Genomic DNA, 22,068 nt, shown 5'->3' with positions numbered 1-22,068 from the left:
GCCTATGGCAGCGGTGCCGGGAAAACCACCTTGCTCACCAGCCTGATTCCAGTACTGGTGGGGCGCGGACTCAGGCTTTCTGTCATCAAGCACGCACATCACAGGTTCGATGTCGACACGCCGGGCAAGGATAGTTACCGTCTGCGTGAGGCAGGCGCCGTCCAGACCTTGGTCGCCTCGGATATCCGTTGGGTATTGATGACAGAACGCCAACGCATACCGGAACTGCAGGATGACCCCGTCACATTGGCGGAAGTGCTGCCCCGGCTTGAACCCGCTACCATCGACCTCGTTCTGGTAGAAGGCTTCAAGCAGGCAGACATCTGCAAGATCGAGATTCACCGCCCCAGCCTGAACTATCCATTACTGGCCGCGAGCGACGATAGCATCATCGCCGTCGCTACCGATAGTCCGCTCACCGATGCCGCGGCACCAACGCTGGATTTGAACAATCCCGACTCCATCGCCGACTTTATCATGCAATGGATGCAAAACCCGACGCCATGACTATGCCTCCCTCATTAAGCCAGCTCATCAGTTGCCAGGACGATTACGATCCAAACTCCATGCCGGTTGCCCAGGCCAAGACCTTCATCCGCGATTTCCTCAGCCCTGTCACAGCCACGGAAACCTTACCCTTGAAAGCCGCGCTCGGGCGCGTGCTAGCGACCAGCATTATCTCGCCACTGAATGTACCCAGCCACGACAACTCAGCCATGGACGGTTTTGCCTTCCACAGCCGCGATATTACCAGCAGCAGCCTGAACATCATCGGCACTGCTTTTGCAGGCAAGCCCTTCAAGGGCACGCTCCAAGCTGGCGAATGCATTCGCATCATGACTGGCGCTGTCATTCCGTCTGGTGCTGACACTGTCATCATGCAGGAGCGAGCCCAGGTCAGCGGCGACATCATGACCATCCTGGAAGCGCCAAAACCGTACGCCAACGTGCGTTATGCAGGCGAAGACCTCAAAGCAGGGCAGGCCGTGCTGGAAACCGGGCGTCAATTGCGCCCGGCAGAGTTGGGCCTGATCGCATCGCTGGGTATCGGTGAAGTATCGGTCTATCGCAGGCTTAAGGTAGCCTTCTTCTCCACAGGTGACGAGCTGGTGAGCATTGGCTCCCCCCTGGGCGAAGGGCAGATTTATGACAGCAACCGCTATACCCTATATGGCATGCTGGAAAAGCTCGGCGTCGATATCATCGACATGGGCATAGTGCATGACGACCCGGCAACCCTGGAACAAACCTTGATCCAGGCATCCACCCAGGCGGATGTCGTTCTGACCAGCGGCGGCGTTTCCGTCGGTGAAGCAGATTTCATGAAGCAATTGCTGGAAAAACTTGGGCAGGTCGTTTTTTGGAAAATCGCCATGAAGCCTGGGCGTCCGCTTGCTTATGGCAAGGTCGGTAAAGCGCATTATTTCGGCCTGCCGGGCAATCCGGTCGCAGTCATGGTCACTTTCTACCAATTCGTGCGGGACGCCTTGCTCCATTTAATGGGACAAAACCCAGTCCCGACCCTGCCCTTACTGAAAGCCACCTGCACCGAGCCCATCCGCAAGCTGGCAGGCCGCACCGAGTTCCAGCGTGGCATCCTGTTCACCGACTCCACAGGTGTATGGCAAGTCCGCCCTACCGGCAACCAGGGCTCCGGCATCCTGCGCTCCATGTCCGAGGCCAATTGTTTCATTGTGCTGGATGAAGCGATAGGCAACCTGCCTGCTGGCACAGAAGTACACGTGCAAGTCATGGAGGGCATTATCTAGTCATGCGCTCGGCAGCCTGCCTTGACTCCTTGCCAGTATGCGTACTAAAGCATTCTGCTCGCCTAGCCGCAGTTGAGAACACTGAGCTGCCAGGATATTTCTGCAGGGAATCTTTGTAAGGTTTACGCGTGTCTCCATTGAAAAATACCCAAACGGGTTTAGCTCCTATTACCAGCATGGTCACGTTGGACAAAAACATTCCCGCGCCGCTCTATGCCCAGCTATTCCAGCAGCTTGAATCGCTGATATTGCAGGGAGAACTCAAGCCAGGCACGCAGCTACCCACGGAAACCGCATTCTCTGAAGCCTTGGGTATCAGCAAGATCACCATCAAGCGTAGCTATATGGAGCTGCGCAACCGCAAGCTCATCACCAGCAACCGCAAAGGCGGCACGACCGTGCTCACACCGGGGCGGCTTGACACACACATGTTCAAGCTGCGCGGCTTCACGGATGAAATGCACGAACTGGGCATGACGCCATCTTCGCGTATCCTGGAAAAAAGCATCATCAATGATCGCGGCATGGCCTCGATGTTCGGCCTCGACGCCAGTGCCAAGCTCCTCAAACTGGAGCGCATCCGTTATGGGGACGAGAAACCGCTCTCGCACGAAGTCGCCTGGTACAACCTGCCCCGGCTGCCGGAGCTAGGCGATGCCGACCTCAATACCTCCGTCTACCAAACCATCAACCAGCAATGCCAGCATCACTTAAGTTGGTGCGAGCAGACGGTAGAGGCTGTGCTTTCCAACGATGTGGAAAACCGTGCTTTCGGTTTCAGTTCCCCGCAACCTTGTCTGCTGATCAAGCGCCGTAGCTATTCTCATGACGGCATATTGCTGGAATATGTAGAAGGCACCTTCCGCGGCGACGCTTACGCCTACCGAATCAAGATGAAAGGCTAACATCTCATGTTGGCCAATTTCAAACCAGTTGCCTCGTCCGCCTATGTGCTGGCGAGCCTCATGATCGCGCATATCTATTCCGTGCGCCGCTTCCCGCAAAATGGCGAATCGCTGCAAGCAGAGCATTTCTACTGCGAAACCGGCGGTAAGGGACTCAATGTCCTGGTCGGGCTGCATAAACTTGGCACTCCGGTCAGTGGCATCATTCCCTGCGGCCAGCACCCATTCTCGCAACAGCAATGCAGGGACATATTGGCGCAATGGCAGCTCGACCACATCGCCATTACCCTGACGAGTGAATACAACGGTCATGGCGTCGCGCTGGTTGATGCCCAGGGGCAAAACCAGATCGTTGTGCACCCTGGCGCCAATGCCGTGCTGAATGCCAGCCATATCCAACAGCATGTCACAGACATTGAACAAGCTGACCTCTCTTACGCCTCTTTTGAGTTACCGGATGCTGCCATCTGCACCGCTTTCTCGATAGCCCGTGCCGCTGGCCGCATGACCGTGCTCAACCCCTCGCCTTACCGCGAAATCAGCCCGGAATTGCTTGCCCTCACCGATGTACTCATCGTCAACCAGACCGAGGCACAAACCTGGCTACAGAGCCCGGCAGAATATTTCACCAGCAGGGATGCCGCGCTCAACTGGCTACATTCCAGCCATTTCAATCAACGATTTCCGGGAAAATCCCTGGTCATGACTCTAGGCGGCCAGGGAGCCGTCGCCATGCTGGAAGATGGTCGCACCTGCCAGCAAGCAGGGTTAAAAACAAATGTCATCGACAGCGTAGGCGCAGGGGACGCCTTCGCCAGCGCATTCCTGGCAAGCATGTTGCGCGGTAATGCAATCGATGCTGCCTTGCAGAATGGCTGCGCCAGCGCCAGCCTGGCTATCCGCCAACATGGCCTGCTACCTCACCTGCCAACCATGGAAACCCTGCAATCTTTCCTGGACAGGCAAGGTTTCGATACAAATTCATGATTATCCTGATGGTCAAGAGTCGGCTTTTCACCTAAGCTTTCCCTCATCGAAAACTAGTCAAAACGCATCATCAGGGAGTCATCATGTTTCAATCCAGGTTTCACCTCAAACTTATCCCGCTCGCCGTATTGAGTGTGTGCAGCAACAGCCCGGCATTCGCAGAAGAAACCGATACAGAAGCCAGGGATAATACGCAGGTGGTTTCCCCGATCGTCGTCACTGCTACCCGTGGCGCGCAAAAAAGTTTTGACTTGCCAGTCGCCATTGATGTTGTCAGCAAGGACAATATTCAGGATGGCCAGGCGCAGATGACGCTCTCGGAAAGCCTGATTCGTGTGCCCGGCATCACCGCACAAAACCGCACGCAAATGTCGCAGGACCCACAGATTTCCACACGTGGCTTTGGTGCCCGTTCCGCGTTTGGTGTACGCGGCGTCCGTCTATATGTCGACGGCATTCCACTGACTTACCCTGACGGCAGCGGCCAACCAGGCAGCGTAGACTTGGGCGTCATGCAGGGTATTGAAGTCATGCGCGGACCATTCTCAGCCCTCTACGGAAACTCATCCGGCGGCGTGGTACAACTACTCACCGAAAACGCGCCACAAGGCCATGAACTCTCTGCTGGTGTATTGTTTGGCAGCTACAACACCCGCCGTGAGAATGTTCGTGCTGCCGGTACTGCAGATGGTCTTGAATACATGATCAACTACAGCAATTACTCCTCCGACGGCTACCGCGACCACAGCAGGAACACAAAAGAACAAGGGACCGCCAAATTCCGCTTCAATCTGAATGAAGACACCAAGCTTACTACCCTAATCAACTGGTTTGATCAGGATGCCGACGACCCATTAGGCCTAAGCAAGGCCAATGTACGTGCTGACCGCAAGCAAGCGATTGCCAGTGCTTACGGGGCAGATACCCGAGTCTCCCGCAGCCAGACTCAAGTTGGCTTTAACTTGGAACATAAGCTCAACGAAAACAATTCCATCAACCTGATTTCTTATGTTGGTAACCGAAGAAATGAACAATACCTTTCTACAAGCCAAGCGGCAGATGCTCAAGGTCGCTGGGCTGGGCGGGCTAGTTCAATTGATCGTGAATTCTGGGGTACAGACTTACGATGGACACACACTGGCCAATTGCTGAGTCGCCCATATTCGATTAGTGCTGGCTTGACGTACGGCAAAATGAATGACGACCGCATGGACATTAATGCCTACAATGGGGTGAAACGTACAGATGCAAACCGTTTAAATCGCGATGAGGAAAATATTGCGACAAATTCCGATAAGTACCTGCAAGCACAATGGTCAATTCTAGACGACTTGGACTTGCATCTTGGTATACGTCGTACCAAGGTCAAGTTGGAAGTGGATGATAATTTAAGATCTGGTGGTATAGATAAAAGCGGTAGTGTGACCTATGAAAAAACCACTCCTGTAATTGGTACAGTATGGAAAGTCACACCAACTTGGAATATCTACACCAACTACGGTAAAGGGTTTGAAACCCCAACTTTTGTTGAAGCAGCATATGCTACCGCCAATCCTGTTACTGGTCCCAATCTTGGTCTAAAGCCAAGTGAAAGCCGCAACTTTGAAATCGGTACGAAGGCATTTGTTGGTAACAATACCATTGCAAACCTGACATTGTTCAACGTGCGTACTAACGACGAAATAGTGGTGCAGCAGAACGTCAATAACAATGTAGCCTACATGAATGCCAGCAAAACTAAACGTACTGGGGCTGAGTTCTCAATAGAGTCCAAACTCGACAACAATATCTCGCTGTTTGGCTCCTATACTCTACTCAATGCAAAGTTTGATGATACCTATTCTTATACCATCACCAGTGGCGGCATAACTCGCCCATATACAGTAAATTCAGGCAACTATATTCCCGGTACTTATCGTTCACAGATTTATGGCGAAGTTGCCTGGAAACACCAAGCCAGCGGCTTCAATACTGCCTTCGAAGCTCGCCACAATAGCAAGGTCTACACTGACGACCGAAATACGGAGTCTGCTACCTCCTACACGATCTTCAACATCCGCGCCGGCTTCCAGCAAAAGCTGCAAAACTGGCGCTTCAGCGAATATGTTCGTGTAGAGAATATCTTTGACAAGGATTACATCGGTTCCATCCGCGTCAACGATGGCAATAGCCGTTTCTACGAACCTGCCGCAGGCCGCAACTGGCTGTTGGGCTTGAATGCGACATATGCTTTCTAAATAACCCACCCAATAAAAAAGGACGCCATGGCGTCCTTTTTTATTGGGGCAAGCTCACGTCATTTGAACAAGGACATGCGCTTCATGATGTCCTTTCTATCAATCCATTGATGTTTCAACGCGCCAAGGATATGCAGGCTGATCAAGATGATCAGCAAAATCGCCGTTACTTCATGCGCTTCGACAAAAATATCCCGCAACGCTGGCTCATCCAGGCCCGGCAATACTGGAATGGAGAACCAGCTCAAGCCATATTTGCTGTACAGCGTGGTCAGCAGGCCGGTGAGCGGCATGACAATCATCAGCACATAGAGCAGGTGATGGGTGCCGTGCGCCAATATCCGCTCCCACGGCTTGACCGAAGTCAATGCCGGAGGACGATGCGTGAACCGCCAATAGACGCGTAAAGCAATCAGGAAGAATACTGTCAAACCTATTGATTTATGCAGGTTGAAATAAAAGGTGCGCGGGGAAACAGCTTCAGACAGGGTGATGGTGTACACGCCCAGGTCGAACAAATCAAAACTGGCTACCTTGGCCCCTCCCTTGGGCAATTCGTTCATGTACCAGCCCAGCGCAAGCAGCGCGACTATGCCGATTGCGACCAGCCAGTGCAGCCATATGGCGACCTTGGTGTATCTTGAATCCGGGTTATGCATGATGGTTCCAGCCAACAAGGGCATCGCACGCCGTGTAAATCAGCATGCGATGCCGTGATTTCGACGCGAGTGATTAGTGTACGAAAACACCCCATGGGGTGTCACCCACAGGAATCTCCTTCAGCGCCTTGTCGTGCTCGGTATCCACCACGGTCACAGAGTTGGATTTGCCATTGGCCACATAGAGCTTCTTGCCATCCGGTGTGATATCCATGTTCCAGGGGCGCTTGCCGACCGGGATGGTCGCTGTCACCTTGTTGGTGGCTGTATCAATGACGGAAAGTGTGCCGTCGCCACCATTGGAAATATAAACCTTCTTGCCATTGGGCAGCACCAGCACGCCATTGGAACGCTGGCCGACAGGAATGGTGGCGATCACTTCATGCTTGCTGGTATCAAACACGGATACATTGCCAGCCGCCTCATTGGCGACATAGGCGCGGGAGCTATCCGGCAGGAAACCAATGCCGCGCGGGCGCTCACCTACTTCCACCAGCTTGATGGACTTGCGCTGCGCCAAATCGACAATATCCACATATTTGGCCTCTTCCGCGCTGACGTACATCCATTTGCCATCCGGGCTGAACTCGGCATGTTCCGGGTTCTTGCCCTGCATGTCGACCGTGAAACTGATCTTGTGAGTGCCGGTATCAATCACGGAAACCGTGTTGTCCTCTTCATTGGCAGCGGAAATCCACTTGCCGTCATGCGAAATGCCCACGCCTTCAGGTGATTCTTCCAGCTTGATCTTGTCAGTCACCTTCTTGGTCTTGAGGTCGATCACCAGCAGTGAGTTCTGTTTCTGGTCGCTGACGAAAATATACTTGCCGTCTTTGGTGATCGCCGCGCCACGCGGCTTTTTTCCGGCATTAAAAGTCTCTACTACGGTATCGGTCTTGGTATCGATGACGGAAATCGTTCCAGACTTTTCATTGGTGGAATAAGCAAATGGGGCAGCGAGAAGAGTCCCCGAAAACGCCAGCGCAGCCGCAGCCACGGCGAGCTTCAACTCAAACTTGGATTGCATATACATTCTCCGGTAGTGTATTAGAATTTTATTTTTTGTCGTTTATGACGCATTGTTTCAGACGTTTCAATGCTTCTCAAGTTCCATCCGGTATTTACAGGGCTGTATATAGGCATTTAACATGTTCCCATTCAGCCCAATGGAAGTTGTGCCGTCATGATACGCTCACTTTGCCTCGCCTTGTTATTCTGCTTCCCAACCTCCGCCTGCCTGGCGCAGGAGTTTGCAATGCAGGAAGTAGCCCCTGGCGTGTTCATGCACCAGGGAGCGCATGAAGACCTGGATGAAGGCTATCACGGCGATATCAGTAACATCGGCTTCATTATCGGCAACAAGGGCGTGGCCGTGATCGACACCGGGGGCAGCCAGAAAGTGGGCATGGCCTTGCTCAATGCGTTACGCCAGCATACCAAGCTGCCTGTGCTGTATGTCATCAACACGCACATCCACCCCGACCATATTTTTGGCAATGCAGCATTCAAGCAAGAGGGCGCCACCTTTGTCGGCCATGCAAAACTTGCCAACGCCATGACCTTGCGCAAGGATGCCTACTTGCGGCAGGGCCATGACCTCCTGGGAGACAATTTTGACGGTAGCGAAATCGTGCAGCCTTCCGTCCTGGTGCAATCCAGCCAGGAGCTGGACCTGGGCGACAGAAAACTACTCCTGACCCCCTACCCCAACGCGCATACCAATACGGACCTGACCGTGCTGGACCAGAAAACCGGCACCTTGTGGACAGGCGACCTGTTGTTTATTGAGCGCGCGCCATCCATTGATGGCGATATCAAGGGCTGGCTGTCCGCCATTTCCCAGCTTGAGCAACTCAAGGGGATTCACTACGTCATCCCTGGCCATGGCCCGGCCACACAGGATCTTGCCGGGGCGCTGCAACGCGAGGCCGCCTATCTCAATGTGCTGCTGACGGATGTGCGCAATGCGATCCAGCAAGGCAAATCCATGGAGCAGACCATGGACACTGCCGCGTCCAGCGAGGCGGAAAAATGGCAATTATTCACCCCGGTCAACCGCCGCAATGTCAATCTAATCTATCCGCAATTGGAGTGGGAATAAGCCTGTATCAAAGGTCATCGACAGCCTATAATCAGCTCTTCCCGTTAACTTGATACCTTTGTTGCGTTCATAATTTTGGCTGCTACCGCCCAACCCATACTATCGACAGAAAACAATTACAGCCTGGGTTGGTTCATCCTGATCTCGCTGGTCCTGCATCTCGCCATTGCATTGCAATTGCCCATGCTGAGCTTCACGGAACCCGCAGAACCCAAGCCGAGTATATTGCAGGTTGAGCTGGCACCGGCTCCCGCTCCAAAACCTGCTCCACCAGCCCCGCCTGCTCCTATCGTAACACCACAGCCAGAACCCGAACCGGTCAAGCCCCCCATTGAGCCCAAACCAGTGGAACCCAAGCCTGTTCTTGTGCCCAAACCGGAACCCAAACCCATTCCGCAACCTGTCATCAAGCCGCAATCCAAACCTGTAGAGCAAGTCACGCCGCCACCAGTAGAAACATCAGCGCCCGCTGTAGAAACCGAACACGCCGCTCCCCATGCTCCAGATGTCATGACAGCGCCAGCCAATGCGGATCCTGCCCCTGTAGCCCCCGCTCCGGCTCCACCACCTCCTGCGCCAACGCCTCCGCCCGAGCCTGCCGGCCCTAGCCAGCAGGACTTGGAAGCAGCCCGCAGTCTGTATGGCAGTCAGCTGGCGCGCGCTATTGCCAAATACAAGCAATACCCCAAGATCGCCCAGATGCGCGGCTGGGAAGGCGAAGTGCTGCTGGAAGTGCACTGTGATGATAAAGGTCAGATCACTGCCACCGTTGTCCGAAAATCCAGCGGACATAAAGTGCTGGATGAGCAGGCGATTACCATGGTAAAAAAAGCAGCGCCCTTGCCCCAGCCGCCGGACATATTGCGCAGCAGCAAGCAACTGGTCATCCTGGTGCCGGTTCCCTTTACGCTGGATGAATCATGAGCGCGCACCCTAAAGCCAAATCCCTCAAGCATGTTTTGCTTATCCATGAGCTGGCCTTTTTCCTGCTGGTCATCCTGGCCGGCACGGCGGGAGTCATCGGCATGCGCATCTGGGACAAGTCGTCCCAGGAATCCCAGCGCATTCACCTGATGGTGCAGGAAATCCAACAGACCCGCGGCGATTTGTATCGCCAAATGAAAGAGTTGTTTGATCTGTATTTTCTGAAAGACCCCAATGCGCAGGAAGAATACAACGCCTATACCCTTTCCATAGACGCCCACTTCCATAATCTATTGGATTTGACCGCGGACAGCGAGGAAAAAGCCGCCATCACGGAATTGAATGACGGCTACCGGAGCTTGACGCGGGAAACCCAGCTCATCTTCACATTGGCGAATAACGATAATCACATAGATCTGGAGCAGGTATTAAATACCCATCTTGAATCCAATATTTTCCATCGCTATGAACTCATCTCGGCTCGCGCTGAAAAATTGCTGCTCATGAAGCATGGCGAGCTTTCCTCCAGGCTAGAAGAAGTCAGACATACAGCTTTTACCCTGCTGCTGATCCCGATTGGCCTCGCCTTGCTGTTGCTGGTGTTTTCACGGATTTTCCTGAACCGGGCCATCGTGCATCCTATCCGACATGTTCTGGATGCCACACGCGAGATCAGCACAGGCAACCTGGATTATCATGCACCGGAAGAAGGGGTCGCCGAACTCGCCGAACTATCAGCCGCTATCAACATCATGGCGGAAAAACTAGCCCACAGCCAGGAAGCGCTGGTTCGCTCGGAGAAACAGGCTGCCCTCGGCCTCCTCGTTCCCATGCTCGCCCACAATATCCGCAACCCGCTTGCCAGCATTCGCGCCACCGCACAGGTAACTGATCATGAGCAACTGGATCAGGAAACCCGCGACTCTCTGGCTGCCATCATCAGTACGGTAGATCGCCTGGATCGCTGGACGCGCGCGTTGTTGGCCTACCTGCATCCATTGAAACCACATGCCGGCCACACCACATTGCGCCAGATATTGCAGGGAGCGCTCACTCCGCTACAACAGAAAATCCAGGAAAAACAGCTCAAGCTGTACTTGCCTGATTGGGAAAGTATTAATGATCAACTGTTCACCGATGAAAACCTGCTGGAACAGGCTTTATACAATGTGCTGTTGAATGCTGCGGAAGCATCGCCACAAGCAGGGGAACTGCTCATCATCTGCCATGCTTTTACTGATAGCCTGCATATCATAATCAATGATGAAGGCCCAGGTATGCCTTTCACTCCTGACCCGCACGCTGCCAGCCCCGGCCCCACCACCAAGCGCTTTGGCACTGGGTTGGGGATTCCTTTTGCTTTCAAGGTCATGGAAGCACTCTCCGGACACATCCACTTCAATGCCAGGGTCAAGGGAGGCACCAGCACTGAAATCACCATTCCTCGCAACTACCAGTCCGATTAAGCTGCAATCCTGCTGATTGATGTAAGAACCAGCTTGCCTTATCGGACATTTTTATCAACAATGGCATGTCTAAAGTTGATTACCTGCCATGCTGAACCAAGCAATTCCCGATTTTGAACTCCCCTCCACCAGTGGAAAAACCTTCAAGTTATCTGATTTCACTGGCAAAAAGCTGGTCATTTATTTTTACCCCAAAGACAATACGCCGGGCTGCACTAATCAAGGGCAGGGCTTCCGCGACCATTACGCCGCCTTTCAGGCCTGCAATGCAGAAGTTGTGGGAATATCGCGCGACAGCCTGAAATCTCATGAAAACTTCAAGGCCAAATTCAGTTTTCCCTTTGAATTGCTGGCTGATACCGAAGAGCTGGCTTGCAAACTGTTCGATGTGATCAAGATGAAGAAGCTATATGGTAAAGACGTGCGCGGCATAGAACGCAGCACTTTTATCATTGACGAGCAGGGCATCCTGATCAACGAATGGCGCAAGGTAAAGGTAGAAGGCCACGTCCAGCAAGTGCTCGAATTCATTCAATCCCTTTAAAGGCTGTCAGATGACCAGAAAGCGCACCGCAAGCCACAAACTGTTCGTACTCGATACCAATGTGTTGATGCACGACCCTTCCAGCCTGTTCCGCTTCGAGGAGCATGACATCTATTTGCCGATGGTGACGCTGGAAGAGCTCGACAATAACAAGAAAGGGATGACAGAGGTTGCCCGCAACGCACGCCAGGCCAGCCGCAATCTGGAAGAAATCATCGGCAGGAGCCTATGCGGCCTGGAGCAAGGCTGCTCGCTCTCGATCAATGGCAACAAGCTGGTCAGCGGTAAATTGTTCCTGCAAACAGAAGCCGTAACTGCAGAACTGCCCATGCTGGCTGGCAGCAAGGCCGACAACCAGATTCTCAACGTGGTGTTGGGACTACAGAACGTGCATCCTGACCGCGAGGTAGTACTGGTCAGCAAAGATATCAATATCCGCATCAAGGCGCGCGCCATTGGCGTCGTGGCTGAAGATTACTTCAATGACAAGGTGCTGGAAGATACTGACCTTCTATACACCGGCATGAAAGAACTACCAGCAAATTTCTGGGAAAAACACAGCAAAGCCATGGAATCCTGGCAGGATGCGGGCAGAATGTTCTACCGCATCACCGGGCCGCTATGCAAGGATTTCCTGGTCAATGAGTTTGTTTATTACGAATACGAGAAACCATTTCACGCCATCGTACGCTCTATTGATGGCAACAGCGCCGTCCTTGAAGTTGTCAAGGATTACACTCAGCCCAAAAACAGCATCTGGGGCATCACTGCCCGCAATCGAGAGCAGAACCTGGCGCTCAATCTGCTCATGGACCCCGAGATAGACTTCGTTACCCTGCTGGGCCAGGCCGGCACAGGCAAAACCTTGCTGACACTGGCTTCCGCCCTGGCGCAAACCCTAGACAAGAAAATCTACAGCGAGATCATCATGACGCGGGTGACCGTGCCTGTCGGCGAGGACATTGGCTTTCTCCCCGGTACAGAGGAAGAAAAAATGGCGCCCTGGATGGGCGCACTGGAAGATAACCTGGATGTCCTCAACAAATCAGATGAGGATGCTGGTGAATGGGGTCGCGCTGCAACCCAGGACCTGATACGCACCCGCATCAAGGTAAAATCATTGAACTTCATGCGGGGCAGAACCTTCTTACACAAGTTCCTGATTATCGACGAAGCCCAGAACTTGACCCCGAAGCAAATGAAAACACTGATTACCCGTGCAGGTCCTGGGACTAAAGTCGTTTGTTTAGGTAATATTGCGCAAATTGATACGCCTTACCTGACCGAAGGCAGCTCCGGCCTGACTTATGTCGTCGATCGCTTCAAGGGGTGGCAGCACAATGGGCATGTCACCCTGGTGCGTGGCGAGCGCTCAAGGCTTGCTGATTTTGCAGCAGATGTTTTGTAACAATTGATTCATACAATGACTCCATCAGACATAGCCATTCCGGCAATACCATCCAAACAAGGTGCGATACAGCAGCGATGAACTGGGGTTTTTATATCATACTGCTGGCGCAGTTCTTATCCGCGCTCGCTGACAACGCACTGCTGTTCACCGCCATCGCCCTCCTGAGGGATATGCAGGCACCTAGCTGGCACGACCCCTTGCTGCAATGGTTCTTTGTCATTTCCTATATCATCCTGGCGCCTTTTGTCGGCGCCTTTGCCGATGCCTTTCCCAAGGGCCGGGTAATGTTCGTTTCCAATGCCATCAAGTTTGTCGGCAGCACGGCCATGGTGATCGGCATGCCGCCTTTATATGCCTATGGCATTGTCGGCATTGGGGCAGCCGCTTATTCGCCGGCAAAATACGGTATCCTGACCGAATACCTGCCTCCTAACATGCTGGTCAAGGCCAATGGCTGGATGGAAGGCTCCACCGTCATGGCCATCGTGCTGGGCACCGTCATTGGCGCCATCCTGCCCAGCATCAATATCACGCTTGCCATGGTCGTCATCACCATCCTGTATCTCTCGGCAGCCATCTTCAATATCTACATCCCCAAAGTCCCGGTTGACCACAAACCACCCAAGAAGACCCCGATCTTTCTCATCAAGGATTTCTGGCATGCCACCAAGGTGCTTTGGAAGGATGCCCAGGGCCAGGTTTCCCTGGCAGTCACCACCTTGTTCTGGGGAGTCGCAGCCACGCTACGCTTTGTCGTGCTGGCCTGGGCTGGCTTCGCACTCGATTTCAGCCAGGAGCATTCCACTTATCTTATGGTCGTGGTTGCCATCGGCATCGCCATCGGCTCCATTGCAGCAGCACGCATGATCAAGCTTGAGCAAACCGCACGGGTGCTGCCAGTTGGCATTGCCGTCGGCCTGCTGGTGGTTTGCATGTCATTCGTCAGCAACTGGATTGTGGCTTGCATCCTGCTGCTGCTGATCGGCGCCTTTAGTGGCTATCTGGTGGTACCGCTCAACGCCTTGCTACAGCACCGCGGCCACCTGCTGATCGGTGCTGGCCACTCCATTGCTGTGCAGAACTTCAATGAAAACCTGGGCATTGCCCTGTTAATCAGCCTCTACACACTCATGGTCAAGGCCGATATCCATATCAACCTGATCATTGTTGCTTTCGGATTGCTCGTCAGCTTAAGCATGGGCGGCATTTATAAGCTCTATCAAATATATAACCTGCAAGGCAAACAAGGCCCATCATCCTGACGGTATCCCGGAAAGCATCACCAATAAAAAAGCCCGGATGATCCGTCCGGGCTTTTTTATTCCAAGGGCTAAATAATAAGATTAATGCAACTTCACCCTGGCCTCTGTTCTGCGTGTAATCAAGCGTGCCATACCTTGCAACATCACTGCCCAGAAGCCATGCAGCGCCATTAAATGCATTTGATACAATGATTGATACATCAAGCGCGCAAACAGTCCCTCAATATACATACTGCCGCCCGCAATCGCGCCCATCAGGCTGCCTACCGTGGAATATCGCCCCAGATTGACCAAAGAGCCATAATCGCGGTAAGTATATTCAGGCAGCTTCTCCTTGCCAGCTATCCTTGCCTTGATGGTATCGACCAGCATGGAAGCCTGCTGGTGCGCAGATTGCGCACGTGGCGGCACATTCTCGTCGTGCCCTGGCCATGGACAGGCTGCACAATCGCCAAAGGCGAATATATTTTCATCCAAGGTGGTTTGCAGGGTACGCTTGACCACTAATTGGTTGATGCGGTTGACTTCCAACCCGTCCAGATTGCGCAGAAAATCAGGTGCCTTAATCCCGGCTGCCCAGACAACAAGTGCTGACGGAATGAACCGCCCGCTGTGTGTATGCACACCTTTGCTCGTCACCTCGGTTACCCGCTCTCCTGCATAGACATGCACGCGCAGTTTGCGCAGTTCCACATCCACCGCCAGCGAAAGCTTGGGCGGCAATGCAGGCAACACCCGATCACTCGCTTCGATAATGGAAATCTTAATATCTTTGTCGGGGTCAATTTTATCCAAGCCATAGGCAGCAACTTCACGCGTGGTGTTATGCAATTCTGCTGCCAGCTCCACACCTGTCGCACCGGCCCCCACAATCACCACCTCAAGCTGGCCTGCCTGCACCGGCTCAGCCTGTGTCTGTGCCTTGAGCAAAGCATTGGTCAGTTGTTTATGGAAGTATTCAGCCTGATTTTGCGTATCCAGCGCAATACAGTGTTCTCGTGCACCGGCAATACCAAAATCGTTGGTAGTGCTACCTACCGCAATCAATAAGGTGTCGTACTTGAAGGTACGCCGCGGAATAACTTCCACGCCATCATCAAAATAAGGCGCGACATAGACTTCCTGCTTGGCACGATCCAGGCCATCCATACGGCCCAGCCGGAAGTGAAAATGATTCCAGTGCGCCTGGGCAATATATTCAAGCTCATGCTTGTCCGGATTCATGCTGCCAGCTGCAATTTCATGCAACAATGGCTTCCAGACATGAGTGCGCGTGCAATCGATCAAGGTAATATGCGCTTTCTTCTTGCGCCCCAGGCTTTTGCCCAAACGTGTTGCCAACACCAACCCGCCTGCGCCGCCGCCTACGATCACGACACGATGCAAATCTGTTTGCGTTTTCAATTGTGCCACTTCACTTTCCAAAGACTAATCAATCCAAACCAGCGCGTGCAATGCTTATACTCAGTATGACGTTGTCACAGTCTATTTTTATATCCAATACACATTGCACGAAATGTCGTTGATTTTACTCTAAAGCCAATGTTTCGCGCATAAAAAACGGTCATTGCTATATACACAATGACCGTTTTCTTTGTGCTGGCAATGCTTACGCATTGCATCACATTTTATTACTGTGGCTTTTCATCCAGCCATGGCTTGTCTCCGCCACCCTTGTATTGCGTACGCAGGAAAGCGATGATTTTCAGGATTTCATCAGTGGACACCATATCTGGGTTGCCAGCGAGTTGCTTATGCCAAGTTGCCATACCACCATTGGTACCACCAGCGATCGTCTCGAACATACCCTTGTCAGTGCTGTGCTTGTTATATTGCCAGCGGTCATCAGTAATGGAAACTGCTACCAGGCCATCACCATTTGGGCCGTGACAGGCAACACAGGAATACAGAGCGAACTTCTTTTTGCCTGCCTTGGCCTTTTCTGGATCAGCCGCGTAAATCTTGGTGTAAGGGTTCACACAGGTTTCCAGGAACTGCTTGGCTTCAGGGGTATCGTCATCTGTCACCTTGATATTCAAAGGACTATTATCCTTGGTGGATACCAGGTTGCAGGCTGCGTTTGCCTGCATGGGCAATGTCAGTCCGGCCAAGGCCAGGACGGAAGCTGCCAGGGTTGCTTTGATCACTCCACGGTTCAACATACTTTCTCCTTGCTTTTTATATAAACTACTTAAATCTAGATCCGGCTGTTATAAAAGATTCTCAGCCTGTATTGCTTTAACGCGTTATCGATACACTCGTTGACGCCGTCCATGAAAAATACTATTCAAATTTAGGAACAGCATCACCCCTATTTTTGGATTTTTTCTCGATATCGTCGCCTTCAATCACTGGTACATGCGGAATACCATACTCATCGAGAATCTTGATGATGTTGTCATGCTGGCGGTCGAGCGCGCCTTGCAACATCGCCAGGCGTTCCTTGTCACGCTTGCGCACAGCCAAGGAAATATTCCAGTATTCCTTGCCATGGATATTTTCCTGTTCGTACTCTGGCGCTGGCACCACCACCAAAGGAATGGAAGCCTTCTTGGCGTAATAGCCTGCAATCGGCCCCCACAAGATGGCAACGTCAATATCACCCTTGATCAAGTCATCAATCACAAAACTGGGTGGCAGATTGAGATCGCGTTGAATACGATAAGGGCGCGAATTACCCAGCAAGCCCTTATCATCAAGCGGACGGGAAGGAGGAGTCTGCCCCACTACGCCGATGATGCCTTTACGCAGGTCTGGGGAGTCCCAGTCCTTGATGTCATAACCGCTATCCTTGCGGTAAACGAATACATAGCCAGAACGGTAATACGGCTTGGATGTCATCACCATATCATTACCGGTAACCGTGCCAATGATCACGTCGCAACGTCGCGCGTTCAATGTATTTCTGATAAAACCCATGCGGTCATACCAGAACTGATAAGACAGAGTCTTGCCAAGATCCTTGGCCAGCAACTCTGCGATCTTGTTCTCAAACCCTTCTTGCTTGCCGTTGGAATAAGGCAAGTTGTCATAGTCTGCACAGACTTTTAATTCATCAGGATTGTCTTGACGCACGGGCAAACCGCCACGCCCTACTTCGCTATCCACTTCCAATGTATTGGTGGCAGCACCTGCCATGGCCAATTGGCTGATACTTACCAGCGACAGCACTAGTGAAACCTTTTTCAGTGTTTTCAGCATTGCTTGCTTCCTTCAAAATTGATAAGCCAACTAACTACTTACTTATCAAACATAAAAAGCACCCTACCGATCGGCAGGGTGCTTATGGCACTAACTTGACATCAAGCTTGAATCTTCTGCATCAACACAGAGGATTACAGGCTGAAAATGTTCAGTGCGCCGCCGCCAGGAGCAGCATTCCACTCTTTCAGTTCCTTGTAACCACCAGCTGCACCCAGTGCGTCTGTTTCGTTCTCAAGACCCAGGTTCATCGCTACGCCAGCCCAACCGCCGATACCGGACAGTACGCCAACGTATTGCTTACCCTTGTGGCTGTAGGTGAATGCGTTACCGATCACACCAGAACCAACCTGGAATTTCCACAATTCCTTACCGGATTGTGCGTCCAGCGCCTTGAACCAACGATCCAGTGTGCCGTAGAACACGAGATCAGAGGCTGTTGTCAGTGCGCCACCCCAAGCAGAGAATTTCTCCTTGTTGTACCACTTGGCCTTGTTGGTCATTGGATCGTAAGCAGCGAAGCCACCCATTACGCCATCAGGACCAGGGAACATGGTCAATGTAGCGCCAACCCATGGTTGACCAGCAATGTACTTGGACTCAACTGGCTCGTATGTCATACATACGTGGTTGAGTGGGGAGTACATCAGGCCAGTACGTGGGGAGTAAGCAGCAGGCTGCTGGTCCTTGGTACCCAGAGCGGAAGGGCAAATGCCCTTGGCGTTGTAATCCTGGTGAGTAGAGTACTTGCCATCCTTAGCAGGCACACCAGTCTTCAGATCAACACCTGTTGCCCAGTTGACGAATGGGTGTACCTTTTGCGCAGCAATCAGCGTACCGGTGCCAGCTTCCCATGTGTAGGCAAAGCCGTTGCGGTCATGGTGCCATGCATAAGTCTTGCCACCCTTGTCGAACAGGATCACTTCGTTAATACCGTCATAATCCCACTCGTCGTGAGGAGTCTTTTGCATACCCCACTTCGCCATACCAGTATCCAGGTCACGAGCGAACACAGTCATGGACCACTTGTTGTCGCCAGGACGAACGTCCGGGTTCCAAACAGATGGGTTACCAGTACCGTAGTAGACCAGGTTGGTCTTAGGATCATATGGCCACCAGCCCCATGTGGAGCCACCACCGTGCTGCCAGCCGTCCTTGACAGCTTGTGGCTTGAGCCATGTCTTCACGCCCAGGTCTTTTTCAGGGAATTTCAGCTTGTCGATAGGCAGTGGCTTGAAGGAACCGCCTTCCTTGTTACCACCGTTCACGTCTTCATAAACAGACAGAGCGCTGTACTGAGGATTGTCCTTGTTGAAGTCAGCGCCGATCAGTACGTCGCTGTCAGGGCCGGTACTCCATGCCTTCCATGCCAGGGAACCGTCCTTGATATTGTAGGCAACCAGGAAGCAGCGAACACCGAATTCAGCACCGGAACAACCTGTCAGAACCTTGTCCTTGATCACGTGCGGAGCGTTAGTGTTGGTCGCGCCAACCTTGGGATCGTTTACCTTCACATCCCAAACCTTGGCGCCAGTCTTCGCGTCCAGAGCAACCAATGTACCGTCGTTCTGTTGCAGGAAGATCTTGCCATCGCCATAACCCAGACCGCGGCTAACGTTATCACAGCACAAAACGGCTTGTACGGATGGATCTTGCTTAGGGAAATATGCCCAAACAATCTTTTGATTATTGTTCAGGTCAAGTGCGTATACGTTATTAGGGAATGCTGTGTGAACATACATCATGTTCCCAAGCACAATGGGGGAACCTTCGTGACCACGGTTCACACCAGTTGCAAATTGCCAGGCAGCCTTCAGGTTCTTGACGTTACCCTTGTTGATCTGATTCAACGTGCTGTAACCCTGGTTGTTGTGTTGACCCCGTGGGTGAACCCAGTTATTAGGGTCCTTCATCGCAGCTTCTTGGTCAGCGGCAGCAGAAGCGACCATTGGCAGTGCCAAGGTCATACCGAATGCCATACCAAGCGCCAGCTTGATTTTGCTCATCTCCATTTTTATAAATCTCCATAGTGATACTACTAAGGGTTTAACAAGACCCAGCCCCGCATATACCTGATCCCATTTATAATTATGGTCTTCCGCAGCATAGTTGAGACTTTGTCCCTCACTCACCTTTTCCGTGAGTAGATTGCATCTTAGTGCAGGAAAAAATGTTTTGCAATACTCCATTTACATTTTACTTACAATTAAATAATTCCTAAACTCTCTGAGACAATTTCCCAAAAAATCCCAAACATCATCCCGGAATGACCAAGGAAACACTAATGAGCCATGCCCTTTTCCCCGAAATCCAGCCTTACCAACACGCCATGCTGGCCGTTACGTCCCTGCATTCCATTTATTACGAACAGTCAGGAAATCCGGACGGCCAACCAGTAGTATTTCTGCATGGCGGCCCTGGCAGCGGCTGCAATCCAGGCCATCGTCGCTATTTTGATCCTGCCCACTATCGCATCATCCTGTTGGATCAGCGCGGCTGCGGGCGCAGCACGCCGCAAGGGGAAATTCGGGAAAATACTACTGCCGACCTGGTAGAGGACCTGAACAAGCTACGCCAGCATCTGAGCATTGATCGTTGGCTGGTATTTGGCGGCTCCTGGGGCAGCACGCTTGCCCTCAACTATGCCTTGGCATATCCACAACATATAACAGGCCTGATACTGCGTGGTATTTTCCTGAGCCGCTCAAGCGAACTGGATTGGTTCTTGCGGGATGTACGGCAATTTTTCCCTGAGGCCTGGGAGAAATTGCTCAGCTACCTGCCGCAAGCAGAGCAGCATGATCCTCTCCGGGCATTTGCCAAGCGCGTATTTGCCGACGATCCCGCTGTTAGCGAACCGGCCGCCATTCACTGGAATGCGTTCGAATCCAGCATCATGACGCTCCAGCCCTACAGCCCGGAGAATCAGTCCACCGTCCCTAAAATCGAACTAGCGCGTGCACGCGTGCAGATTCATTACATAGAAAACCAATGCTTTGTCGGGCATCGCGACTTGCTGGCCGAAGCTGCCTCGCGCCTGCAAAATATCCCCACCATCATTGTGCAGGGACGTTACGACATGGTATGCCCACCTCTTACTGCCCATGAATTGCATCAGGCTATGCCGCATGCGGAATTCCACATGGTTCCAGATGCAGGGCATTCCGGCATGGAGCCCGGCACCAGAAGCGCACTGATTGCCGCGACAGAAAAATTCAAGCAAGCTTCCTATTCAGCAAGCCTGCGGGAGCAATAGTTGGCATTCAAATTTTTCAGAGTCAGGGATTTAGGCAGCCATCCCACCCTGCACAAATCACGACGTGCCTATGCGCGGCAGCGCTACAGCACGCCGTTCTTCGTGCTACGCGAAACATTGAGCAGCTTCCAGGCATACAACGGTTTCGGTATTTCGGCTTCGCTGTCCTTCTATGCCACGTTCGCATTGATTCCGCTGATTGTGCTGATGTTCTTTCTGCTGAGTCATTTAGTGGTGTCCTCCAATTACGCCACCGTCAAGCTGGCCATCATCGTCAGCAACCTGATGCCCAACCTCAGCAACCGCATCATGGTCGAGGTCTACAATGCCTCGCAGCACAAGGCCGCCTGGGGCGTGTTCGGCTTTATCGCCATGTTCTGGCTGGCCGTGCCGCTCGCAGGCGCGTTGCGCTCGGCGTTCCATACCATCGCCAGCGTCCATGAAGCGCCTTCCTTTCTGCGGCGTCAGTTCAAGGATATCCTCGGCGTGCTCGGCATCTTGCTCATGTTCTTCCTGTTCACCATCCTGGGTCTGGGCGTGGAAAAAATCATCGGCATCGTGGAGCCGCACATGGCGCGTTCCAGCGCCAGATACATCAACTCCGCCACCTCGATCATACTCACCACCCTGCTGACCGCAGTGTTCTACCGCGTCTATTTTCCGGTGCGCCTGCGCCTCTCATACATCATGATCGGCGCTATCGTCACCGCCATCCTCTGGCTCGCCATGCGCCCGGCTTTCAGCCTGTTCCTCTCTGTCAACCCGGCCTATGGCGCAGTCTTCGGCGGCATGAAAAATCTGTTCATCTCCATTGCCTGGCTGTATTACACCTTTGTCGTTTTCATGCTCGGCACCACCCTCATTGCCACTTTGCGCAAAAAAGATGTGCTGCTACTACAGGGGTTGTTTGACCAGATGCCGGAAGACAAGGCTACCTACCTGGAAGAGCTGATGGAGCGTTACGGCCGGACATTCCGCAAGGGAGACTATATATTTAGGATCAACGACAGCAGCCACGACCTGTATTACCTGGTATCAGGCCGCATCAAACTCATGCTGGAAAACCGCCTGCTGCGCGAACTTGAAAGCGGCGATTACTTCGGTGAAATGGCCTTCCTCACCCAAACCCCGAGAGTAGCGAACGCCATCGTGGTATCCGACGAAGCCAAGGTCGTGGTTATCAGCGCGGAAAATATCGAAACCCTGTTCATGGGCGAGCCGCGCATCACCATGAATTTCCTCAGGCAAATGGCCATCCGCCTGCAAAACAATCATGTGCCCGGATCCGCCTGATCTGTTTCCATATCCATGCCGGGTTAAGCCCGGCGTGCTGCCAATATCTACCA

Annotated in this window: 19 protein-coding genes; 13 read left to right on the top strand and 6 right to left on the bottom strand. The window is 52.6% G+C overall.

What is annotated here, in order from left to right; translation table 11 throughout:
- The 5 genes from mobB to V7Z75_RS12325 form a co-directional block, all read left to right on the top strand.
- Positions 1-507: molybdopterin-guanine dinucleotide biosynthesis protein B (gene mobB / locus V7Z75_RS12345; protein ID WP_334108975.1), on the top strand; the 507-nt coding region annotated here is incomplete at its 5' end.
- Positions 504-1,769 (top strand): molybdopterin molybdotransferase MoeA, encoded by a 1,266-nt coding sequence (moeA, locus tag V7Z75_RS12340; RefSeq protein WP_334108974.1) that lies wholly within the window; start codon positions 504-506, stop codon positions 1,767-1,769. The genes mobB and moeA, both read left to right, overlap by 4 nt.
- 128 nt (positions 1,770-1,897) lie before the next feature.
- A complete protein-coding gene (locus V7Z75_RS12335) occupies positions 1,898-2,674 on the top strand; it encodes a GntR family transcriptional regulator (protein WP_334108973.1) in 777 nt (258 codons plus the stop codon).
- A 6-nt stretch (positions 2,675-2,680) separates the two neighbouring features.
- On the top strand, positions 2,681-3,661 hold the full coding sequence (locus V7Z75_RS12330) for a PfkB family carbohydrate kinase (protein ID WP_334108972.1): 981 nt from the start codon (positions 2,681-2,683) through the stop codon (positions 3,659-3,661).
- A gap of 83 nt (positions 3,662-3,744) precedes the next feature.
- Positions 3,745-5,898, top strand: coding sequence for a TonB-dependent receptor family protein (locus V7Z75_RS12325; protein ID WP_334108971.1), 2,154 nt, complete (start codon positions 3,745-3,747; stop codon positions 5,896-5,898).
- Between the two features lie 59 nt (positions 5,899-5,957).
- On the opposite strand, the gene V7Z75_RS12320 is transcribed toward V7Z75_RS12325, so the two are convergent.
- Positions 5,958-6,557, bottom strand: a complete 600-nt coding sequence (locus V7Z75_RS12320; RefSeq protein WP_334108970.1) for a cytochrome b — start codon at positions 6,555-6,557, stop codon at positions 5,958-5,960.
- Between the two features lie 73 nt (positions 6,558-6,630).
- Complete coding sequence (locus tag V7Z75_RS12315; protein ID WP_334108969.1) at positions 6,631-7,584, bottom strand: beta-propeller fold lactonase family protein; 954 nt, start codon at positions 7,582-7,584, stop codon at positions 6,631-6,633.
- Between the two features lie 228 nt (positions 7,585-7,812).
- Between V7Z75_RS12315 and V7Z75_RS12310 the strand changes: the two genes are divergently transcribed.
- From V7Z75_RS12310 to lplT, 6 genes are all read left to right on the top strand, one after another.
- Positions 7,813-8,658: a quinoprotein relay system zinc metallohydrolase 2 gene (locus V7Z75_RS12310; RefSeq protein WP_334108968.1), complete on the top strand. Its 846-nt coding sequence runs from the start codon at positions 7,813-7,815 to the stop codon at positions 8,656-8,658.
- A 75-nt stretch (positions 8,659-8,733) separates the two neighbouring features.
- Positions 8,734-9,582, top strand: coding sequence for a TonB family protein (locus V7Z75_RS12305; RefSeq protein ID WP_334108967.1), 849 nt, complete (start codon positions 8,734-8,736; stop codon positions 9,580-9,582).
- On the top strand, positions 9,579-11,048 hold the full coding sequence (locus V7Z75_RS12300; protein ID WP_334108966.1) for a sensor histidine kinase: 1,470 nt from the start codon (positions 9,579-9,581) through the stop codon (positions 11,046-11,048). Before V7Z75_RS12305 ends, V7Z75_RS12300 begins: the two co-directional genes overlap by 4 nt.
- 88 nt (positions 11,049-11,136) lie before the next feature.
- Positions 11,137-11,592 (top strand): peroxiredoxin, encoded by a 456-nt coding sequence (locus tag V7Z75_RS12295; protein WP_334108965.1) that lies wholly within the window; start codon positions 11,137-11,139, stop codon positions 11,590-11,592.
- Between the two features lie 10 nt (positions 11,593-11,602).
- On the top strand, positions 11,603-13,000 hold the full coding sequence (locus V7Z75_RS12290) for a PhoH family protein (protein ID WP_334108964.1): 1,398 nt from the start codon (positions 11,603-11,605) through the stop codon (positions 12,998-13,000).
- A 77-nt stretch (positions 13,001-13,077) separates the two neighbouring features.
- Positions 13,078-14,265, top strand: a complete 1,188-nt coding sequence (gene lplT / locus V7Z75_RS12285; RefSeq protein WP_334108963.1) for a lysophospholipid transporter LplT — start codon at positions 13,078-13,080, stop codon at positions 14,263-14,265.
- 81 nt (positions 14,266-14,346) lie between these two features.
- Here the strand turns inward: lplT and V7Z75_RS12280 are convergent, their stop codons facing one another.
- The 4 genes from V7Z75_RS12280 to V7Z75_RS12265 all read right to left on the bottom strand — a co-directional run bounded on the left by V7Z75_RS12280 (position 14,347) and on the right by V7Z75_RS12265 (position 19,478).
- Positions 14,347-15,669 (bottom strand): NAD(P)/FAD-dependent oxidoreductase, encoded by a 1,323-nt coding sequence (locus V7Z75_RS12280; RefSeq protein WP_334108976.1) that lies wholly within the window; start codon positions 15,667-15,669, stop codon positions 14,347-14,349.
- Positions 15,670-15,896: 227 nt separating this feature from the next.
- Complete coding sequence (locus tag V7Z75_RS12275; RefSeq protein WP_334108962.1) at positions 15,897-16,427, bottom strand: c-type cytochrome; 531 nt, start codon at positions 16,425-16,427, stop codon at positions 15,897-15,899.
- A gap of 121 nt (positions 16,428-16,548) precedes the next feature.
- Positions 16,549-17,466: a substrate-binding domain-containing protein gene (locus V7Z75_RS12270; RefSeq protein WP_334108961.1), complete on the bottom strand. Its 918-nt coding sequence runs from the start codon at positions 17,464-17,466 to the stop codon at positions 16,549-16,551.
- A 134-nt stretch (positions 17,467-17,600) separates the two neighbouring features.
- Complete coding sequence (locus V7Z75_RS12265; protein WP_334108960.1) at positions 17,601-19,478, bottom strand: methanol/ethanol family PQQ-dependent dehydrogenase; 1,878 nt, start codon at positions 19,476-19,478, stop codon at positions 17,601-17,603.
- A gap of 272 nt (positions 19,479-19,750) precedes the next feature.
- On the opposite strand from V7Z75_RS12265, the gene pip reads away from it, so the two are divergent.
- Together pip and V7Z75_RS12255 are read left to right on the top strand one after the other, a co-directional pair.
- Positions 19,751-20,722, top strand: a complete 972-nt coding sequence (gene pip, locus V7Z75_RS12260) for a prolyl aminopeptidase (RefSeq protein ID WP_334108959.1) — start codon at positions 19,751-19,753, stop codon at positions 20,720-20,722.
- Complete coding sequence (locus V7Z75_RS12255; RefSeq protein ID WP_334108958.1) at positions 20,723-22,015, top strand: YhjD/YihY/BrkB family envelope integrity protein; 1,293 nt, start codon at positions 20,723-20,725, stop codon at positions 22,013-22,015.
- The last annotated feature ends 53 nt before the right edge of the window (positions 22,016-22,068 follow it).

Origin of the sequence: Methylobacillus sp., from assembly GCF_036844465.1 — a bacterium.
GTDB lineage: Bacteria > Pseudomonadota > Gammaproteobacteria > Burkholderiales > Methylophilaceae > Methylobacillus.
Note: the sequence above shows the minus strand (reverse complement) of the source record. Positions and strands in the feature narration are given on the sequence as shown.

What these genes read in the sequence shown, in the direction of transcription:
- moeA (WP_334108974.1), top strand. Translation starts at nt 504, where the DNA reads ATGACTATGCCTCCCTCATTAAGCCAGCTCATCAGTTGCCAGGACGAT.
- V7Z75_RS12330 (WP_334108972.1), top strand. Translation starts at nt 2,681, where the DNA reads ATGTTGGCCAATTTCAAACCAGTTGCCTCGTCCGCCTATGTGCTGGCG.
- V7Z75_RS12325 (WP_334108971.1), top strand. Translation starts at nt 3,745, where the DNA reads ATGTTTCAATCCAGGTTTCACCTCAAACTTATCCCGCTCGCCGTATTG.
- V7Z75_RS12320 (WP_334108970.1), bottom strand. Translation starts at nt 6,557, where the DNA reads ATGCATAACCCGGATTCAAGATACACCAAGGTCGCCATATGGCTGCAC.
- V7Z75_RS12315 (WP_334108969.1), bottom strand. Translation starts at nt 7,584, where the DNA reads ATGCAATCCAAGTTTGAGTTGAAGCTCGCCGTGGCTGCGGCTGCGCTG.
- V7Z75_RS12310 (WP_334108968.1), top strand. Translation starts at nt 7,813, where the DNA reads ATGCAGGAAGTAGCCCCTGGCGTGTTCATGCACCAGGGAGCGCATGAA.
- V7Z75_RS12300 (WP_334108966.1), top strand. Translation starts at nt 9,579, where the DNA reads ATGAGCGCGCACCCTAAAGCCAAATCCCTCAAGCATGTTTTGCTTATC.
- V7Z75_RS12295 (WP_334108965.1), top strand. Translation starts at nt 11,137, where the DNA reads ATGCTGAACCAAGCAATTCCCGATTTTGAACTCCCCTCCACCAGTGGA.
- V7Z75_RS12290 (WP_334108964.1), top strand. Translation starts at nt 11,603, where the DNA reads ATGACCAGAAAGCGCACCGCAAGCCACAAACTGTTCGTACTCGATACC.
- lplT (WP_334108963.1), top strand. Translation starts at nt 13,078, where the DNA reads ATGAACTGGGGTTTTTATATCATACTGCTGGCGCAGTTCTTATCCGCG.
- V7Z75_RS12275 (WP_334108962.1), bottom strand. Translation starts at nt 16,427, where the DNA reads ATGTTGAACCGTGGAGTGATCAAAGCAACCCTGGCAGCTTCCGTCCTG.
- V7Z75_RS12270 (WP_334108961.1), bottom strand. Translation starts at nt 17,466, where the DNA reads ATGCTGAAAACACTGAAAAAGGTTTCACTAGTGCTGTCGCTGGTAAGT.
- V7Z75_RS12265 (WP_334108960.1), bottom strand. Translation starts at nt 19,478, where the DNA reads ATGGAGATGAGCAAAATCAAGCTGGCGCTTGGTATGGCATTCGGTATG.
- pip (WP_334108959.1), top strand. Translation starts at nt 19,751, where the DNA reads ATGAGCCATGCCCTTTTCCCCGAAATCCAGCCTTACCAACACGCCATG.